14 protein-coding genes are annotated in these 19087 nt (G+C 47.5%); 9 read left to right on the forward strand and 5 right to left on the reverse strand.

From position 1 onward, the window contains the following. Positions 1-14: 14 nt before the first annotated feature. Together BLU97_RS03985 and BLU97_RS03990 are read left to right on the forward strand one after the other, a co-directional pair. On the forward strand, positions 15-1781 hold the full coding sequence (locus BLU97_RS03985; RefSeq protein ID WP_074760332.1) for a RagB/SusD family nutrient uptake outer membrane protein: 1767 nt from the start codon (positions 15-17) through the stop codon (positions 1779-1781). An 87-nt stretch (positions 1782-1868) separates the two neighbouring features. Next, positions 1869-2669 carry a hypothetical protein gene (locus tag BLU97_RS03990; RefSeq protein WP_254771646.1) on the forward strand — a complete coding sequence of 267 codons (801 nt, stop codon included), beginning with the start codon at positions 1869-1871 and terminating at the stop codon, positions 2667-2669. A 93-nt stretch (positions 2670-2762) separates the two neighbouring features. Here the strand turns inward: BLU97_RS03990 and BLU97_RS03995 are convergent, their stop codons facing one another. Together BLU97_RS03995 and BLU97_RS04000 are read right to left on the reverse strand one after the other, a co-directional pair. Further along, positions 2763-3398, reverse strand: a complete 636-nt coding sequence (locus tag BLU97_RS03995) for an AAA family ATPase (protein ID WP_074760334.1) — start codon at positions 3396-3398, stop codon at positions 2763-2765. 60 nt (positions 3399-3458) lie between these two features. Next, on the reverse strand, positions 3459-5816 hold the full coding sequence (locus tag BLU97_RS04000) for a glycoside hydrolase family 9 protein (protein ID WP_074760335.1): 2358 nt from the start codon (positions 5814-5816) through the stop codon (positions 3459-3461). A gap of 131 nt (positions 5817-5947) precedes the next feature. Between BLU97_RS04000 and BLU97_RS04010 the strand changes: the two genes are divergently transcribed. Genes BLU97_RS04010 through BLU97_RS04030 form a run of 5 tightly spaced genes read left to right on the forward strand, consistent with a single transcriptional unit; the run spans position 5948 to position 12692 of the window. Beyond that, positions 5948-7414 carry a DUF6057 family protein gene (locus tag BLU97_RS04010; RefSeq protein ID WP_139208753.1) on the forward strand — a complete coding sequence of 489 codons (1467 nt, stop codon included), beginning with the start codon at positions 5948-5950 and terminating at the stop codon, positions 7412-7414. Beyond that, positions 7411-8877, forward strand: coding sequence for a TolB family protein (locus BLU97_RS04015; RefSeq protein ID WP_074760338.1), 1467 nt, complete (start codon positions 7411-7413; stop codon positions 8875-8877). Before BLU97_RS04010 ends, BLU97_RS04015 begins: the two co-directional genes overlap by 4 nt. Positions 8878-8879: 2 nt before the next feature. Then, a complete protein-coding gene (locus BLU97_RS04020) occupies positions 8880-9533 on the forward strand; it encodes a DUF4369 domain-containing protein (RefSeq protein WP_081352842.1) in 654 nt (217 codons plus the stop codon). Continuing rightward, entirely contained in the window at positions 9514-11226 is a 1713-nt protein-coding gene (locus BLU97_RS04025) for a DUF6057 family protein (protein WP_074760340.1), read from the forward strand. The genes BLU97_RS04020 and BLU97_RS04025 overlap by 20 nt, the downstream gene beginning before the upstream one ends. Then, a complete protein-coding gene (locus tag BLU97_RS04030) occupies positions 11226-12692 on the forward strand; it encodes a TolB family protein (RefSeq protein WP_139208791.1) in 1467 nt (488 codons plus the stop codon). Before BLU97_RS04025 ends, BLU97_RS04030 begins: the two co-directional genes overlap by 1 nt. Before the next feature lie 14 nt (positions 12693-12706). On the opposite strand, the gene BLU97_RS04035 is transcribed toward BLU97_RS04030, so the two are convergent. From BLU97_RS04035 to BLU97_RS04045, 3 genes are read right to left on the reverse strand one after another with little or no spacing between them, the layout of a single operon-like run. Beyond that, positions 12707-14113 (reverse strand): TolB family protein, encoded by a 1407-nt coding sequence (locus BLU97_RS04035; protein WP_074760342.1) that lies wholly within the window; start codon positions 14111-14113, stop codon positions 12707-12709. Further along, positions 14110-15516, reverse strand: coding sequence for a DUF6057 family protein (locus BLU97_RS04040; protein ID WP_074760343.1), 1407 nt, complete (start codon positions 15514-15516; stop codon positions 14110-14112). The genes BLU97_RS04035 and BLU97_RS04040 overlap by 4 nt, the downstream gene beginning before the upstream one ends. Continuing rightward, positions 15513-16541: a threonine aldolase family protein gene (locus BLU97_RS04045; RefSeq protein WP_074760344.1), complete on the reverse strand. Its 1029-nt coding sequence runs from the start codon at positions 16539-16541 to the stop codon at positions 15513-15515. The genes BLU97_RS04040 and BLU97_RS04045 overlap by 4 nt, the downstream gene beginning before the upstream one ends. A gap of 104 nt (positions 16542-16645) precedes the next feature. Here BLU97_RS04045 and BLU97_RS04050 point away from each other — a divergent pair, with 104 nt between their 5' ends. Together BLU97_RS04050 and axeA1 are read left to right on the forward strand one after the other, a co-directional pair. Then, entirely contained in the window at positions 16646-17620 is a 975-nt protein-coding gene (locus tag BLU97_RS04050; protein ID WP_074760345.1) for a DUF3089 domain-containing protein, read from the forward strand. A gap of 18 nt (positions 17621-17638) precedes the next feature. Further along, positions 17639-19081 (forward strand): acetylxylan esterase AxeA1, encoded by a 1443-nt coding sequence (axeA1, locus tag BLU97_RS04055; RefSeq protein ID WP_074760346.1) that lies wholly within the window; start codon positions 17639-17641, stop codon positions 19079-19081. The last annotated feature ends 6 nt before the right edge of the window (positions 19082-19087 follow it).

Raw genomic sequence — 19087 nt, forward strand, 5'->3', positions numbered from 1 at the left:
ACAGAACAAATTGTATGAAAAAAATATATTTATTGGCGGCAGCCATAATCACATTTGGATTAGCCTCATGCGACATCAATAGTGTGGAGAATATGGCAGAACTTTCAACAGAGAACTTTCCTGTATCAGAGGAAGACGGTACTGCAGTTCTTGCCGGAATTTATGAGAATCTGAATGCTACTCATGCTAATCCTCAAGAGTCGTTCTTATACTATGCATGTTTGGCCAGTGATGACCAACTTGGAGGTGGCGGAACAAACGATAAACTAATGCAGGCAGAGGATTTGCTGTGTAACTATAATGCAGATATGACCAATAATTTCTGGGCGCAGCGATATGAGGGGCTGAACAGAGCTAATACACTTATTCAGGCTTTGCCAAATACAGCCATGTCGGATGCACTGAAGACCCAGTATCTTGGTGAGGCGCTATTCTTGCGTGCTTATTACTATTATGAGTTGGCTTCATTCTATGGAAATGTGCCATTGCTCACAGAGCCTAGCGGAGAAATGGTCACTCAAGGCGACGTGAATGTGCTGTGGGGTCAGATCTTACAGGATTTGCGTGATGCTGCTAATATGATGCCTGCTGTTCGTAAAACTGATGGACATGTGGATAAGTATACAGCTGAGGCTATGTTGGGACGTGCATGGCTGTTCTATACAGGATTCTATTGCAACGGATCGGACATCGCTTCGCTTACAAGTTCTAACTACAATCCTCTGACATCTGTTAGTCTGCCTGATGGAACAACTTTGAGTAAGCAGGATGTTATCAGTTATATCGATGATTGTGTAAATAACTCAGGTTATAAACTGGTATCTGATTTCCGCAATCTTTGGGCTTACACCAATCGTTGTACCGTTGAGGACTATGACTACACCAAAGGCCAGGATCTGAAATGGGTCGAGGATGACAATGCAGTCAATCCAGAGGCATTGTTCTCTATTAAATTTAATAAGTTGGCATCTTGGAGTACTACTATTGGTTACTCTAATGGTATAGCTTTGCACTTTGGCGTTCGTGGTGGACAGCAATATGCTAATACTTTCCCATTTGGTCAGGGATGGGGTGCTGGCCCTGTTGCGCCAAACTTGGTTGCTGACTGGAAGTCGGCTGAGCCTAACGATATCCGTATCAATGCTACTGTACAGGATTGGACTACACAGCCTTCTTATACTTATGGTGGTTGGTCGGACTTTGTGCAGGAGACAGACTACTATGGCAAAAAGTGGTCGCCTATTTCTTGTAAGAATGATGGCTCTACCAGTCTTACCGATGAGTATATCTGCTGTTTCGAAGATATTATGTATGGTAATACAGGTGGCCTCTCTGGAGGTTATGGTAATAACATGCAACTCGACAACATTCACGATCTGGTGCTTATCCGCTTTGCCGATGTTCTGTTGATGCAGAGTGAGCTGAAGGAAGATGTGGCCGGTATCAATAAGGTCCGTGCACGTGCTGGCTTGGATCCAATAAGCAGCTATTCACTTACTGCTTTGCAAAATGAGCGTCGTTGGGAGCTGGCTTGTGAGGGCGTTCGTTGGAATGATATCCGTCGTTGGCATATAGCTGCAGAGGCGCTTGCTAGACAGCAGAATCAGCCAATTTACTATTGTGGAAATCCAACTACCAATCAGGCGCATAATGGTGGTTATGCAGCACGTTACAATGCTACTGCAGGATTCCAAAAAATGCCTGAAAGCCAGGTGGCTATAGGTAGTGTAAACCAGAATGAAGGTTGGACGACTGCCGAAGCCGAGTATACAGGTTGGTAATTAATGCAAAAGTCAACAATTAATTAAGAAAGTATTATGAATAAAAGAATATTTTTTACAGCTCCGCTGATGGCTTTGGGATTCCTGATGCTTACATCATGCGATCCATCGCATGACAATGAAAGTCCTATCAGTGCAGTGTCTTCAGAGCAATTGACTAATGAGTTGCAGATTACTGCAAAAAGTGAAGGTAATAATAATTTAACAGTATTTACTTCGCCTACTCGTTACATAAAAGTATATGATTCTACTACTGGCGCCATGATGGGTTCTGGTACTTTGGTAAAGATTCAGATTGCTCCTCCACAGACAGAGGCATCATATTATGTAACAACAGCAGCTATGGATGGCACGACTTCCGTGAAGTCGGGAGTAAAGTCGATCTCTATTAGCGAGTATACTGATCTCCCTGCAATTTATAGCACTATTTTCGGTGATGGCAACGGTGGTTACACTTCTCACACTTGGGTGTGGGATACCGAAGCCAGCGATGGTGTTTGGGGTAATGGTGCATATCTTGAGAATACTGGCCCAGGTTGGTGGGTAGTTTCTGCTGCTGATATTGATGCGCAAGCGGAAGGTAAGAATTTACCCGATGATGGCCTTAATGGTTGGATGTCATTAGCTCTTACTGGTGTAAAGACAAGCCGTGGCGAGTCTGGCCAGGTTAAGGTTTCTGAAGAGACAGTTAAAGCAGGATGGGACATTGGTAGAATGGTATTTTCTGGTACGACTCCACTGATGGGTATTCAGCCAAATGTCGGTGGCAATCAGTATGATTATCACATTCTAAAGGCTGATGACAAGAATCTGCGTCTTTGTGCTCCAGAGCCTGGCGCTGGCGACTGGGGAACAGCATGGTTCTGGAACTTCAAACGTAAGGACTAAAAAACTCAATAAATCAATCAACCGCCCCGCAACTGTTTCATCAGTCTGCGGGGCGGTATTTTATTGTATAAATTCGGATGTTTTCTTTTATCGTTATTTGCTTGTGCGATTGACGTAATCGATGATAATCTCTGCGGCATCATTCTCGGTCAGGTCGTCCATCGAGATAACGAGTTGGTAGTTGCGGGTGTCGTAGCGTGTGGTATCCTCATACTTCTTGATGTAGACCTCACGGGTGGCATCCATCTTGGCGATAATGTCGCGGGCTTGCTCCATCGTTACATTCTTACGGTTCATAATGCGCTTGATGCGATGCTCCAGCGAGGCCTGGATGAAAACGTTCAGATGGTTGGGCCATTCGCGGAACACCATGAAACCCGTGCGACCTGCTACTACGCACGATGACTGCGTAGCCAGCTCCTGCAGGATACGCTTCTCGGTCTCGAACATGGTGGCATTGTCGAGCCTCACCTCAGCGTCCATAGGCAGACTGGTGCTGTTCACAAGTGTCTGGTAGTAGTTGTTGATATCGTTCCACCACGATTTTTTCTGTGCCTTGATTTCCTCGATGCGCTCTGGTGATAGACCAAACTTCTTGGTCAGTCCTTCTATCACAGCTTTGTCGCAGTACTTCACGCCTAATTTCTCGGCCAGTATCCGGCCTACGGTGCGACCACCCGAACCGACTTCGCGGTTGATGGTGATGACAAATTTTTCGTTTCTTTTCATTGTCTGATTGTTTTTTGAATTATTATTATCGGTAATCTATATCAGAATGAGTATCCCGTTCTACCTAATCGCATAGAGGTAGGCCAACAGGGCCATCTTGCCACGCATGGTTTCGCGGGGAGTGAACTCGCCGTTTACCCAGAAGTAACGCTGATTGAAGTACGACTCCTGACGGGGCCAACCACCATTGTTCCAATCTGGATAGCAATAGCCCAGGATAACACGGGCATCGCCACCATTATGACCAGGCGACCAAGTCTCGGTACCGTTGAAAGGTGTCTGACCGGGGTGGGTGCCTGGGGCACCATCGTTGCGACCGGTGGTATAGACATCGGTGATGTGACGCTGACCAAGGCCTGTCATCTCAACAATATTACCAGGATTGCGACCTAAAGCCCAACTGGCTTCGGTGTACATGGCGTGCTCCAACTGCTTGCGCTCAGCCTTGTTGGCTATGTAGTGGGCCAGCATTACCAGCTGCAGGTTCTGCGAGGTTTGCCAACGATCGTCGTTGGCCGAACGGCGACTGGGGCGTTGGGGCATGTGACCATAGTTGTAAGCCTCGGCCTGGCCCTTGATGCTGGCTTTCAGGTTTTGGTAAAGCTCGCCATAGTGGCGTGTATGTGGACAGGTAAGATAGGCTGCTGCTGCCCAGTACTGGCAGAAGGGGACTAACTGCTTACTCTCCTCGTGCATTACACCTACGCCAAAGAAACCGTGCTTACCCTTGCTGAATACCTGTGAGTTAGGACTCTTAATCATACTCTCATCAGCAAATATCTTTTCCCACTTCTCATCGTCAGTCAGGTTATACAGGAAGGCTGCTGCCATCTGGCGGAAGTCGCGTCCACGCATCTGCATAGAACCTACATCCTGCAGGTCGTCGAGCTGCTGATTGTCCTGCTTTGATGCAAAGCTAAATGCTTTGATAGCCTCGGCAGTATAGTATTGGCGCAGGCTGTCGTTTCCGTTCAGACGGAATGCCTCGGCCAGGATGGCGCAGTTGGCGGCATTGGCCCAAGCGGCCATGGTGGTGCAACCTGCTTGGAACATCACGCTCCAGTCGGCACAAGGGTTGGTGACACCCTGTGAGTAAGCCTCGCCATCACGGATAGAGAGGAAGAAATCTACCTCGTTGCGGGCTTCGTCAATCAGATCGGGGATGCCATTACCGCTCTCGCGGATACCTAACTGATCCTCGTTCAAACGTCCACCCGAAAGGATATAAGGCAACAGCATATCGTAGATGTTGCTGACGTGTGCCAAGTGGCGGTCCCAGTCGAAGGCATCGGAGTGCCCACCTTTAACCTCGGTATTCACAGGATTACCAGGCAGGCGATGCTGCCAGAAGATGGATTGCTTAAGCTGCTTAAAGTGGGGTTCGTCCCACACATCGGTGTGCAGTTCGCGCCAACCTGGGCTCCAAGGATGGAAGTCGGTCTTATAAACGGTAAAGCCCTTGGGATCGGTCTCAGGAATGAACTGTGGCTGGCGTGGGGCAGGGAATACCTTGGTGGTATCGATTGGCTCGCCCAAACGCATGTAATAATAGCCTCGAACCGAGTAGCGGTAGGGTTCGTAGTAAATGTCGTTCTTTACCTCGAAGTCCATACTACAGCCCACATCCTCTACTACCAATCGGTAACAACCCGGTTTGTTGGCGCTAAAGTCGATATTCCATACATCGGTACCTATCAGACTCTTACCGCCGGCTTCTTTCTTGGCAGCTGAGGCTGGTTGCCAGAACTTAACGGTGCCCACCTTCTGCTTTTTCTTGGTATTTACATTATAGAGCCAAACACCCTTTCCCTCCAGTTGTTTGTAATCGCGCTGACCGCCATCGCCTAACCATTGGTAAAGGTCGGCAGCATGAACAGACTCAAAAGGCGAATAACCTATTATATTAATGTGTACGGCTTCGGATTGGTTGTTCCATACATCGAAGCGGATAGTGGCCTCGGTTTTATCGCTGCCTATGCCTGCGGGGATGGTAACTTTGTATGTGCAGCCCTGTTTCATGGCCTTAGGCATCTGCAAAAACAGCCAATGGTCTAACTCGCTTGTCAGTGTGTTGTCGGTGTTCATTGGCTTGGATTTACGCCAGACGGCTAAGGGTTGTGCTGTGGCAAAGGTCTTGTCGTCGGGCGAGCTGATCTTCCACAAAGCGGCGTTCTGTGCCTTGGCCGCTTTCAAACGCTCGCCGAATACCAATAGGGTATCGTCGCCCTCGGCAAACGAGTGACCTAAATAGGCGCTGGGACCCGTGCCGTTGTCGCGATAATGCACCTCGCCATCGCGGAAGTGGAGCATCAGATAATCTTTGTCGATAACTTTAACTCCAAGGAGTTTGGTTGCTAAACAATTTGTTGGCATGGCAAGCACGACTGCTGCTAGCGCTGCATACAATGTTTTCTTCATTTCATTGTTTTTTGGTTGGTAATACTTTCTTGCTTAATTCGGGTACAAAGATAGTAAAAAATTTTTTTTGTTGGTAGAAAATAGATAAAAACTTTGTTAAGTCAGAATTTTGTGGTACTTTTGCAGCGTTTATGAATAAAACGATAACTAAATACGGAACTATAGCCTTGTCAGTGCTAATAAGCATCGGCGCATTCCTGTTTTGGTATATAGCATACCCACACGCCATGTCGTATCAGGAGCAGTACCAACTGTTTCTGTGGACGAGTGATTACTTCGTGGAGCGTGTCAGTCTTCCTGGAGGTTTGGCCGATTGGCTAGGTGAGTTTATTGTGCAGTTTTATTATGTAGAATGGTTAGGGGCACTGCTGTTGGCGTTACTTTATGTAGCTTTACAGCGTTTAACGGCCCGATTGCTGCCGCCAAAGTGGTGGTTGCTTAGTTTGGTTCCCGTTTTGATGCTATGGTGGTTGATGGGCGATATCAATGTACTGTTATCGCTGCCTGTAGCCATCGTCTTGGCATTGGCATTAGCTTGTGTTATGCCTCGACGCTATTCATGGATAGATGCGGCTGTGCTGCCTGTGGCCTATTGGCTGATAGGACCGATAGTATGGTTATATATAGTGGTACGTGCGGTACAGTTGGGATGGAAACACCTGTGGACGGCAGGCTGGATGTTGGCAGCCCAACTGATGGTGTATGCCTGGTTGTTGCCTCAGTGGCCTCTGCAGCAGACTATGACTGGACTAAATTATTATCGCATACCTTTGCACTATCCACAGTGGACTGGCTATGATAAGGATATGTACGAGTTGGTTCGTATGGATTATCTGGTGCGCCATGAACGCTGGGATGATATTGTGAAGCGTGCCGGCGAATATCAGGTGAATACTCCATTCTGGTCGAACTGTGTGAACTTGGCTTTGTCGCAAAAACGTTTGTTAGCCGATCGTATGTTTGATTTCTATCAGAGTGGTGAGGATGCTTTGGTGATGCCTCGTACACGCGACCTTACCTCGATGTTGCCATCGGCTGAGGCTTTCTGGCGTTTAGGTATGGTTAACTCGGCCCAGCGCTATATGTTTGATACGCAGGAGTCGATACTGAATGCCCGTAAGAGCGGTCGATGCACCAAGCGCATTGCTGAGTGCATGCTGGTTAATGGACATTACAAGGCTGCCATGAAACAGTTAGACTTGTTGAAGAAGAGTCTGTACTATAGTTCGTGGGCAAATGATGTGATATTGAGTGATGATTGGGTAAACGCACAACCCGAATACCATCGTTTGCGACAGTTGCGCTATAAGGAAAACTTCCTGTACAGTTACGAGGAGATGGACAAGATGTTCGGTCTGCTCTTTATGAACAATACCGACAACAAAATGGCCCTGGATTACTTCCTGGCTCAGATGCTACTGAAAGGCAACCTGAAGGGTTTCCAACAGTATTTGGGTGCTGCCCAGCAGTATGGTGGCTATCGCCAGATGCCGTTGGGCTATCAGGACGTGATGCGCTGCATACAGATGCAGGGTAACGTACAGGGTTCGCCGTTTGCCAATTACGCTAAAAGAATGATGGGAGGACAACAGCAATGAATAAGATTGAATCTTGGTTAATAGGTGCCGTATGCTGGCTGATGGCTAGTTGTGCCTCAACCCCCGAGCAAGTCTCAAAGGTTAATCAACTGCCTGATATCTACCCAGATTATATAGGTGTTACGATACCTGCCGATATAGCCCCGTTGAATTTCAACCTCGCCGATGAGGATATTGATTGTATGGATGTGGTGGCTCGTGGTAGTAAAGGTGGCGAGTTGCACACTAACGGCGATTGGGCCGATTTTGATATTGCCGATTGGCAAGCGTTAACCCAACAGAACCGAGGTGGAAAAATCACCCTCACGGTATGTGTGGAGAAAGATGGCCAATGGACACAGTATAATGACTTTGATATTTTCGTAAGCCCAGATAATCTGGACGAATGGGGATTAACCTATCGTCGTATAAAACCTGGCTACGAGGTGGGGGGCGATATCGGCATCTACCAACGTAATCTCAGTAATTTTGATGAGACTGCCATCCTTGCAGAGACCGTTGTGCCTGGCCGATGCTTTAACTGTCATACTGCCAACTGCACCAATCCCAACCGTATTACCCTGCAGATGCGTGGCGAGGGTGGGGGTACCATGATACAGAAAGAGGGCAAACAGGCTTGGGTGGAAACCAAGACCGATTCGACCAAGGCGGCTGGCTCTTACAGTTACTGGCACCCGCAGGGCGACTATGTGGCAATGGCTGTTAACTCTGTGCATCAGAGTTTCTTTACTGGCATAGGACAGCGTATTGAGGTATATCACAAGTTCAGTAATGTTGAGGTGCTCGATACCCGTACTAACGAACTGATACTTTCGCCCCTGTTGCAGACAGAAGATCTGGAGATATTCCCCGCTTTCTCGCATGATGGCAAGTGGCTGTACTACAGCACCTCGAAACCTTGTAAGGTGCCTGCCGAATACGAGAAAGTAAAATGCTCCCTCTGTCGTATCGGCTTTGATGCCGAAAAGGGACAGTTCGGGCTACAGGTGGATACGCTGTTGAACGGACCGGCAACTGATAAAAGCTACGTGTTGGCCCGTCCCTCGTACGATGGGCACTGGCTGATGTACTGTGTAAGCAGTCGTGGTAATTTCCCTGTGAGTCAGGACGATGCCGATTTGTGGTTGATGGATATGAAAACGGGAAAGATCAGAGCGTTGACCGAGGTGAACAGTCTGCAGTGTGAGGCCTATCACAACTGGAGCGACAACAGTCGTTGGTTTGTGTTCAGCAGTAAGCGCGAGGATGGAATGTACACCAAACTCTATTTGGCTTGTATCGACGAGCAGGGACGTGTGTCAAAGCCATTCCTCTTGCCTCAGCGCAATCCACGCAAGTATTATCAGGAACAGATGGATGCTTACAACGTGCCTGACTTTACCAAGACCAAGGTGGAGTTTGATGCTCACGAAGCTTACCGACAGGTGTTTGACAACAATCGAGAACAAGTAAAAATTAAATAACGATGAAGAAGATTCTTTTGTGTTTTATGACATTGGCAACTGCAACGATGTTCCACAGTTGCCAGCAAAGTAGTCAACTGTGCCATATTGAGGGCACCGTGAATGGCGAACAGTACGAAGGAAAGCGTATATTCCTGGTGCCATTTAAAGGGCCAAAGACTGCTGAGTTTGTTGATTCGATGGAGATAAAGGATGGTAAGTTCCATTTCGAAAAAGATACTACCCAAATGTACACCATCCTGATGGATTACCATTACCGTTTTGGATTGCAGCCATTATTAGTGATAAGCGAGCCTGGTGTTGTGAAGGTTACTATCGATAGTATCAGTCATGCCATGGGTACTCCTCAGAACGACTCGTTGGAGAAGTGGAAGGCGCGTACCGAGATGCATAACCGCGAGCTGATGAAGATGCGTAGGTTTGCTGCTAACTTGTACTCAAAAGGCGACAGCGTGCAGGCTAAATACATTGCACAGCGTGCCGACAGTTTCCATGTGGTGTATAAAAACTATACCCGCCAGTTGGCAAAGAACATGAAGGAGGGCGTGCTGTACGATTTCCTGAAGGATATGTTCCCCTTGACCTATCAGCGTAAGTCTCCTGATGGACGCGTGCTAACGATGAATGCCGATACACATGAAGAAATTAAGCAATAAGTGGAGGACGATAAACCTCTCGCAACGAGGTGTGTCGTGGCTATTGACCTTGGCGCTTGGGATAGCAGTGTTCCTGTTCTGGGGCGTACGTTATCCTTTTGCACTCACCTATCAGGAGCAAGCACAGTTGTTCCTTTTCGACTGTGATTACTTTGTACAGCGTATAGCTGATCCTGGTGGCTTTGCCATTTATGTGGCCGAGTTTCTGGTACAGTTCGATAACCTGGTGATGCTGGGAGCATTGCTGATGGCTTTCTTGTTTATGTTGGTGCAGCGCCTTACTTGGCACCTCATGCAGCAGAAAGCCTATTATGCTTTAAGCTTTGTGCCTGCGGTGATGCTGTGGTGTGCCATGGGCGATGAGAATGTGATGATGACTTATGCGGTGGCGCTGGTGATGACTATGGGAGCCATCTTGCTGCTGAGGCGTTGCCAGCAGTTGCATAAGTTCGTGAGATATGCGATAGTGATAGTTGCTATTCCGTTGTTATATTGGTTAATAGGACCAATAGTGGTGCTTGTCGCTGTTTGTATACTTCCGCTCTCGGTAGTTTGGGCGGTGGCAGTTATCTTGCTGAGTGCACATTATCTGCCTTACTCTATGCTTAGAGTGGTATTGGGCGTAGGCTATTATCGTTCACCAGAGTTGATGCCTTATCTGCTCATAGCTATTCCTGTGGTAGTAGCTGTGTTGTACTGGACCTATCAGCTGATAAACAACATGAAGAGTACCAATGTGAAGGAGATGCTGGCATGTGTAGTGGTGATAGGTTTGGCTATCGTGGTTATACCCCTTAATTATAATGCTAAAACCTACGAGATGATGGAGTACGATTATCTGGTACGTGTGGCTGATTGGGATGGGGTTATTCGTAAAGCTGAAAAAAAGATGCCTGATACACCAACAAGTGTGAGTGTGACAAACCTAGCTTTGGCTATGAACAACCAGTTGGGTGATCGTATTTTTGATTTCTATCAGCGTGGCTCAGAAGGTTTGTTGCCTGATATCGATAATAATTATCCGGTATTGCAGTTGTTAGGCGAGATTTATTTCCGTTTGGGATTGGTGAACACGGCTCAACGATTGGCTTTTGAGGCTATGGAAGCCATTCCTAACTATAATAAGAGCCCCCGCGTAATGAAGCGCTTGGCCGAAACCAATATGATAAATGGTGAGTACAAGGTTGCCGAGAAATATCTGAAGATGTTGGAGAAAACTGTGTTCTACCGTCCATGGGCACAGCGTACGTTAGCGATGTTAGGCAACGAAAAGGCTATTAATGAGCATCCGTTGTACGGCACGCTGCGACAGTATCGCTTGCAGGAGGATTTCCTGTTTAGCGACAGGGAACTTGATAAAATATGTGGACATCTGGTGATGCACAACCCAGATAATCTGGTGGCGATTCAGTATCTGTTGATGATACCGTTGCTTGATCGGGATGAACAAAGATTTATGCAGTATTTCCAGTATGTGCAGAAAAAATTAAGGTATAATCCCCGTAGCTGTCAGGAGGCTGTTGCACTTGCTTATATGCAGCAATACGGAAAGTTGCCTGATGGAATGGTTAGCCCGTATGTGGCACAGCAGTTAAATGAATTCGGGCGCATATACTCGTCGGCAGGCAAGGATGCACCAGAATTAAGAGCGTTTAAGAATACGGCATGGTACTATTTATTAGTTGGAGAATGATGAAGAATAATATTTTGTGTTGGGTGATTGGTGTAGGATGTTGGCTGCTGTCCAGTTGTAACTCAACGCCCGAGAATGTATCGAAGGTTGATAAACTGCCCAATATCTACCCTGACTATATCGGAGTGACCATACCTGTAGAGATGGCACCCCTGAATTTTGATTGCCCTGATGCTGACTGTGTGGATGTGGTTGTAAAAGGCAGTAAGGGGGGCGAGTTGCATGTACAGGGCGACTATGCCGACTTTGATATAGACGACTGGCATGAGCTGACTCAGCAGAACAAAGGCGGACAACTGACGGTGACTGTTTGTGCCAAAAAGGACGGGCAGTGGACGCAGTATAAGGATTTTACGATAAACATAAGCTCCTACGCGCTTGACGAGTGGGGACTGACCTATCGTCGTATTGCTCCTGGTTATTCTGTGTTCAGTAAGATGGGTTTATATCAGCGGGATCTGGCAACATTCGACGAGTATTCTATTATCGAGAATACTCAGGTGCCTGGCATGTGTGTGAATTGTCACTCGGCGCGCCAGACCGACCCTTCGAAGTTCGTATTCCATGTGCGTGGCGATCATGGTGCTACCATGTTCCAGATAGATGGCAAGCGCGAATGGCTGAAGGCCAGCAACGAGCAGTTAGGTGGCTCGATGGTGTATCCTTATTGGCACCCCAGCGGCAAGTACTGTGCTTTCTCTACTAACCAGACACGTCAGGGATTCCATATGGTAGCTCATGAGCGTATTGAGGTGTTCGACTTGTCGAGCGATGTATTTGTGTATAATCCCGCTACTCATGAGATTATTAAGGACTCGCTGCTGTCGACACCCGACTGGAGTGAGAACTCGCCAGTATTCTCGCCTGATGGTAAAACCTTGTATTACATGACATGCAAGCAGCAGGAGTACCCTATGCATTATAAGGACGAGAAGTACAACCTGTGTAAGATTGCATTCGACCCCGCTACAGGTAAATACGGCGAGAAGGTGGATACCATCTTTAATGCCGTGGCGATGGGAAAGAGTCTGACCTGGCCTCGTCCGTCGTACGATGGCAAGTACATCCTGTTTACGCTGATGGACTATGGCTACTTCTCAATCTGGCACCAGGAGAGTAACCAGTGGCTGCTGAACTTGCAAACGGGTGAAGCGCGCGAGTTGAAGGAGATAAACAGCGAGAAGGCCGACAGCTATCACAACTGGAATGTAAACTCGCACTGGATTGTCTTTACCAGTCGCCGTGGCGATGGACTTTATAGTCATCTCTATCTGGCTTGTGTGGATGACAAAGGACACTTCTCAAAACCATTCCTGTTGCCTCAGCGCCGTCCGAAAGAGTACTATGAGGAAAGTATTTTCTCGTTTAACGTACCCGACTTTACCAAAACAAAAGTTGATTTCGACGCTTACAATGCAGGTCGCGAAATAGCTTCCGATCAACGCGTTGAAACGAAGGTGAAATAAAAAAGAATCCGTGACTATTTAAAGGTCACGGATTCTTTTTTCATTGCTTTGGCCACATCTTCAACATCGAACGGCACCTTGCCTTTACCTAGCTCTGGCGCATTGAACGACTTCAGATTGTTGTCGTAGAACGAAGGATGTGCCTGTGGCAGGCAGAAAGGCTTGTGGGCTTTGCCATGCTTGTCAATATAGCAGAAGTAGGGCTTGCCATACAGACCGTCGTCGCGTTTCGAGGCAAACACAAACCAGCGGCTGTTGCTGCTCCACGAGTGATAGGTATCGCTTTTGGCACTATTCACAATGCCAAGTGTATCAATCTTCCCTGTTTGCAGGTTCATCATCTGCAAATCGGCCTCTGGATGCCAGATGGGGAAGGTGCCGTAGTCGGCTACGGTATAAAGAATATATTGACCGTCGGGGCTGACACGTGGATGGCACACACTACGCTGATGGTAAAGTGTATCTACCTGAGTGCCGATGGTGCCCGATTTCTCGTCAAAGGCGATGCGTACCAGACTATACTGCAACTGTTTGATATCGTGAGGCAGACTCACGCTATCAGCGGCACAGTAGTAGATGTACTTGCCATCGGGCGAGAAGGTGGGGAATGTCTCGAACTTCAGACTGTCGGACAGCAGTGGTGAGGTAAAGATACGATGCTCCTGCATATCGGCCACGCATACATTCGACTCCGAATCGTACACTTCCAATCGCTTGCTTGGGTCGCTATGGAAAGCAGGAATAATCTTCTGGGTAGAATAGGTGATATAGCGGCCAGTGGGACTGAATCCGAAGTAAACACTGCCAGGGATATTCAGCTTGCTGAGTATGCCGTTCTCATTCAGGATGGCACCGCCGCCAGGACCACGAACGTACATCATGGATAGCTGTGGGTTCTGGTTGGCAAACGTGTGGCAGTTCATGCAGCGGTTTTCCAACTTCTCGTAATGTCCTAAGGCGTTTACGTCGAAGTTCTCTACACAGCGTTGTTGAATCTGCACGTTGTTCCATATCTCGTAATCGGGCTCAATGAGGCGGTAGGTGAGATAGGGATCTACCTTGTCGCTTACTACCTGCCAGGTGAAGGGCCTGTAGGCCGTCCACTGTCCGTTGATAAGGGCGCTGACGGTAACCTCAATACTCTTATCAGCAGATTGCTGCAGCAGGGCTTTCCAATCATCGATGTCGAACACAGCCTCATTACCACGGGCGTTGATGGTGATATCGCCAGCCTTTACCTCGATGGCCTCGCAATCGGCACGCAACAGAAAGTTTAGGGGAGCTATGTTCTGAGGAATGGTTACATCGCAATAGTCGGGATAGATGGGGGGCAGAACATTGCTCTGCTGCACGTTCTCGGGTGTTGGCGTGCATGAGGCAAGCACTGTTAGTATGGTTAGTAAAGATAGTATTTTTTTCATATTTCAGGTGCTTTTATCTTATCGAAGTAATACCAATAGGAGTCCTTGAAGTTGGTATTACCACGTTGTTGGTTATACTGTTGGAAACGCTGGAACACGTCGCCACGCTTGATGTACTTTTCCCACTCCTGCTGCGGCGCATTGGTACCAGCCAGCCAAATGCAAAGTGCCTCTTGGTAGAGTGTCTTTAATCGTGGGTTGTTGGTGTCGATACAATAGCGGTCGTAGTCGCGCTTAAAGCTGGCAATATCCTTTAATACCAATGTGCTGCACAGAATGTAATCCAAGGCTGTGGTGTTGTTCGGATTGGCATCGAGCAACTGCATCATGAGCAGGTGGGCATTGTCGGTTGTCGATATGGTGTCGTGGCGATTTACCATCTGCATCTTCTGCTGGTAGATGGTCTTGCCATTCTGGCGAACGTTATCGGCCCAACGGGCATATACAAATGTCTTGTCGAGAATACGTAAGTATTTCTCGGCTGCTAACGAATCGCCACTCACGTAATTACACTCGGCCAAACGTTGCATCATTCGCACGTTTCGGTTGTTGTGTGAGAACACGTTCGTCATCATAGCTGCACGCTCGGTAAAGGTCATATCGCCTAAGGCCCAATACAGCTCGTTCATGTTACGGATAATCAGCATGGGTGTTTCGGGACCAATCTTGTAGAAGGTACCCAACTGGGTGGGAGTGAACTTGAGCAGGTGGTCGGGTAGCTGACCGCGCTGTGCTTGTGCCAGGTTATAGAAGAACACCATCTGGTCGGTCCATCGGTCCTGACCTTCTACCATCTGTATCACTTTATCGTAATGGCCAAAGTGGTATTCGCAGTCGACAGCAAAATCCTTCTCTAAAACCAGATCTGGCATCTGCAATTGCTTGATGACAGGACTGCCAAACAGCAGATAACTGGGGAGCAGGCCACAAGCTAATACCGACAGCTTTAGGGCGTTTTTTCGGATGCTTGATACCCCCCATAATAAGAGCAGCCATCCCATGATAGAGATTGTAGATGAGAGTCGATAGCTGGTGCTGAAATGGCATACGGCCACGAACACCATCACAAACAGCGCCAACAGCAGGGCAACAGGTTTGCTAACCTTAAAGTTGGTGAGTGCCTTGTAAAGCAGACATGCGATGATGAGCAGGCAAGCGGTAAGGATTGTAGCTCCTGCAAACAGGTAGTAATAAAACTGTGTGAGGAAATCACCCACAAGACCTGCCAATCCACCTGACTTATCAGTATAGGTGGAGATATAATCCCACGACCAGAGGAATATTTGATTCTGCTCCTGGAAGAAGAAGTGATAGGGATACCAGAACTGAAAGAAACACCAGATGATAATGGCGCAGAGAATAATTGCGGCTGTAGGGTAATATTTATAGTATAGGTTCTTCATCCGAGTATCTTCTCTAATTCGTCTAATTCTTCTTCGGTGGTGGCCCAGCTGGTTACGAATCGGCAGATGGTATGGTATTTGTCGGCCTGACCGAAATGAGTGAACTTCATCTTCTGACTCAGTGCCTCAACCAGTGTGTTGTCCATAATTACAAACTGCTGGTTGGTGGGTGAGTCGACATAGAACTCGAAGCCTTTCTTAATGAATATCTGCTTCATACGCATAGCCATCTTGATGGCGTGTTCTGAGAGTTTGAAGTAGAGGTCGTCGGAAAAAAGCGCATCGAACTGCAAGCCAATCAAAGCCCCCTTGGCAATCACAGCACCATGCTGTTTCTGGATAGAGAAGAAATGCTTGTGGGCATTCTGGTGCGTAAATACTACAGCCTCACCGCAGAGGGCACCAATTTTAGTGCCACCGATATAAAACACATCGCAGTGGCGGGCCAGATAGGGCAGGGAGATATCATTGCCTTCTGCCATCAGTCCATAGCCTAAACGGGCTCCATCAATATAGAGAGGTATCTCGTAGCGCTGGCATACCTGATAGATATCGTCGAGCTCCTTGGCTGAGTAAAGTGTTCCGAACTCGGTGGGGAAAGTGATGTAAACCAGTCCAGGGTGCACGGCGTGGTCCTTGTTGCCATCGTGCATATAGTCGTCGAGATACTTGTCGAGTGTCTTGGCCTCCATCTTACCATTGTTATCCGCAATGGTTATAATTTTGTGCTCGGTAAACTCTACAGCACCAGCCTCGTGTACGTTGATATGACCGCTACCTACACAAATCACACCCTCGTACTGATACAGCATCGAGTCGATGGTGGTGGCATTGGTCTGGGTACCGCCAGTCAGAAAGAAAATCTGGGCATCAGGCAGTCCGCAGGCTACGCGGATGCGCTCCTTGGCGCGTTCGCTAAATTCATCAAAACCATAGGGGGTTGGTTTGGCATCGTTGTATTTAATCAGGTTCTCCAAAACTTTTGGATGAGCCCCGTTGTTGTAGTCACATTCAAATGAAATCATATTGTTTATTAGTTGTTTTTGCGTGCAAATTTACATAAAGTTTTGCGATTTATTTGCTAACTTCGCTTGAAATTTGTATTTTTGCAGGCAAATTAGTCAATTATATGTGTACGAATAGACTAAAAACGGCTTTTGTTGCGCTTTTTTGCGTATGCGCTTCGCTATTCCTCAGTTCGTGGGATAGTGATAGTCAGTCGGTTATCGGTCCAATTCCCGCTTCACCGCATTACGATGATCCCAGCCAGTGGTTTATAGTTAACCGCCAGGGTGAGGCCGATTTGTTTTATATCATCTCTACAGAAACAGGCGACCATATGATAGGTAGTGATACCTGCCATTTTGCCGACACTTACAATGCTGGTCAGCGTGGACAGATGAAGATTGAGATGCATGCTGTGGATTCGTTTTATTCAGGCAAACTGAATTACTATTCGCCTTATTACCGTCAGGTGTCGCTACAGTCGTGGTCGTCAACCGAAACTGCGCTTGCACGTTTGCCATTAGCCATGTCGGACTGCGTTCGGAGTTGGGATTACTATATCAAACATCTGAATCAGGGGCGCCCCTTTATACTGGCAGGCTTCAGTCAGGGAGCTCATGCTATGTTGGAGATTATGAAACGGATGCCGGATGATGTGGCCGACCGCATGGTGGCTGCCTATTTTATAGGTTATAGGATTACGAAGGAAGATACGGCCTGTTGCCGACATCTGCATCCGGCTTGCAAGGCTAACGATACCAAGGTGTCGATTTGCTTTAACTCGGTAAAGACACCTGAGTGCGAAATACCAGTGGTAAGTGCGGGTAATCTGTTCTGTATCAATCCCATCAATTGGCGAACAGATACGGTAGGCGCGTCGTTTGTGTATTACGACAAGGAGCATCAGAATGATACGCTCTCGGCACGACTCGACCCGAAGAGCAAGTTACTGTTGATAGGTGGCTATAAGAATGATGAACCGATGCCTGTAATCGGTATTCCGGGAAACTATCATCATATGGAACTAAGATTCTACTACCCTTATATCAGGCAGAATATGGCTGATCGTGTGGAGGCATTTATTAACAATAAAAACTAAATAAAATAAAGTGTAACTATGAACAGAAAACTATTCATGACTGGTCTGTTGATGCTTGCTATGGCTATGCAGGCCCAGACCGCAAAGAAGTTTACCCTGAACCTGACCGATGACGGAAAGGCTCAGATGGTTTGTTTCCTGCCAGAGAAACCCTCAGGCAGAGCCATTGTTGGTGTGCCTGGAGGTGGCTACTCTATGCTTTCGAATACGCATGAGGGCTATCAGGCTTCCGATTGGTTAAATAAACAGGGTATCGCTTATTTCGTGGTAAACTATCGTTTGCCGCATGGTGACCGTACCATTCCAGTAGGAGATGTGGAGCAAGGCTTCCGTATCGTTCGCGACTCGGCTAAGGTCTGGAATATTAATCCTAACGATGTGGGCATTATGGGCTTCTCGGCAGGTGGTCATCTGTCGTCGGTCATCTCAACGATGTCGCCTTATGAAGTGCGTCCTAACTTCTCGATACTATTCTATCCAGTAATCTCGATGGATGAGCGTGTATCACATAAGTGGTCGTGCATCAACTTTCTGGGTAAAGAGGGGTATAAGGATCCTAAACTTATAGGACAGTACTCAACCCAGAATGCCGTTCGCAGTCATCTCACACCACCTGCTTGTATCATCAGTGCTAACGACGACCGTTTGGTGCCTGTGGTAACCAATGGCATACAGTATTATTCTGCTATGCGCAATGCCGGTAATGAATGCAGCTTGTTTATCTACCCTTCGGGCGATCATGGATTTGGCTTTGGCACGTGGTTTAAGTATCACGACCAACTGTTGCAGGACTTAGGTAACTGGCTCAAGTCGATTCCTGCCCCCAAGGAGGATGCTATCCGTGTGGCTTGCATCGGTAACAGCATCACCGATGGTTTTGGTATTGATATGCGTGCCAAGTATGGCTATCCGGCACAGTTGCAGGGCATGCTCGGCGATGGCTACTGGGTAAAGAACTTCGGCGTGAGTGCACGTACCATGCTGAACAAGGGCGACTTCCCTTATATGAACGAGATGGCATGGCGTGATGCTTTGGCATTTAAGCCCGATGTAGTGGTGATTAAACTGGGTACTAACGACTCGAAACCCGAGAACTGGCAGTATGGCGCTGAGTTTAAGCAGGATCTGGAACAGATGATTAAGACCTTACGCCCAGATTTGGCTCAGCTTGCCAAGAAAGGCAAGAAGAAGGGGAAGGCTGTAGCGCAGCCTGCAGGACCAAAGATTCTGCTTTGCACACCTATTCCTGCTTTCAAGCCCAGTTGGAAAATCAACGATAAGGTGATTACCGATGAGATTATTCCCATCCAACAAGAAGTGGCAAAGCAGTATGGCTTACAGGTTATCGACCTGCACACATTGATGCTTAACGACGGCGATAAGGTGGTAGATGATGGTATTCATCCCAACGAAAAAGGAGCCAAGAAAATGGCCGAGATTATTGCAGCAGCCATCAAATAAATACAA

Origin of the sequence: Xylanibacter ruminicola (genome assembly GCF_900107775.1) — a bacterium.
GTDB classification, from domain to species: domain Bacteria; phylum Bacteroidota; class Bacteroidia; order Bacteroidales; family Bacteroidaceae; genus Prevotella; species Prevotella ruminicola_C.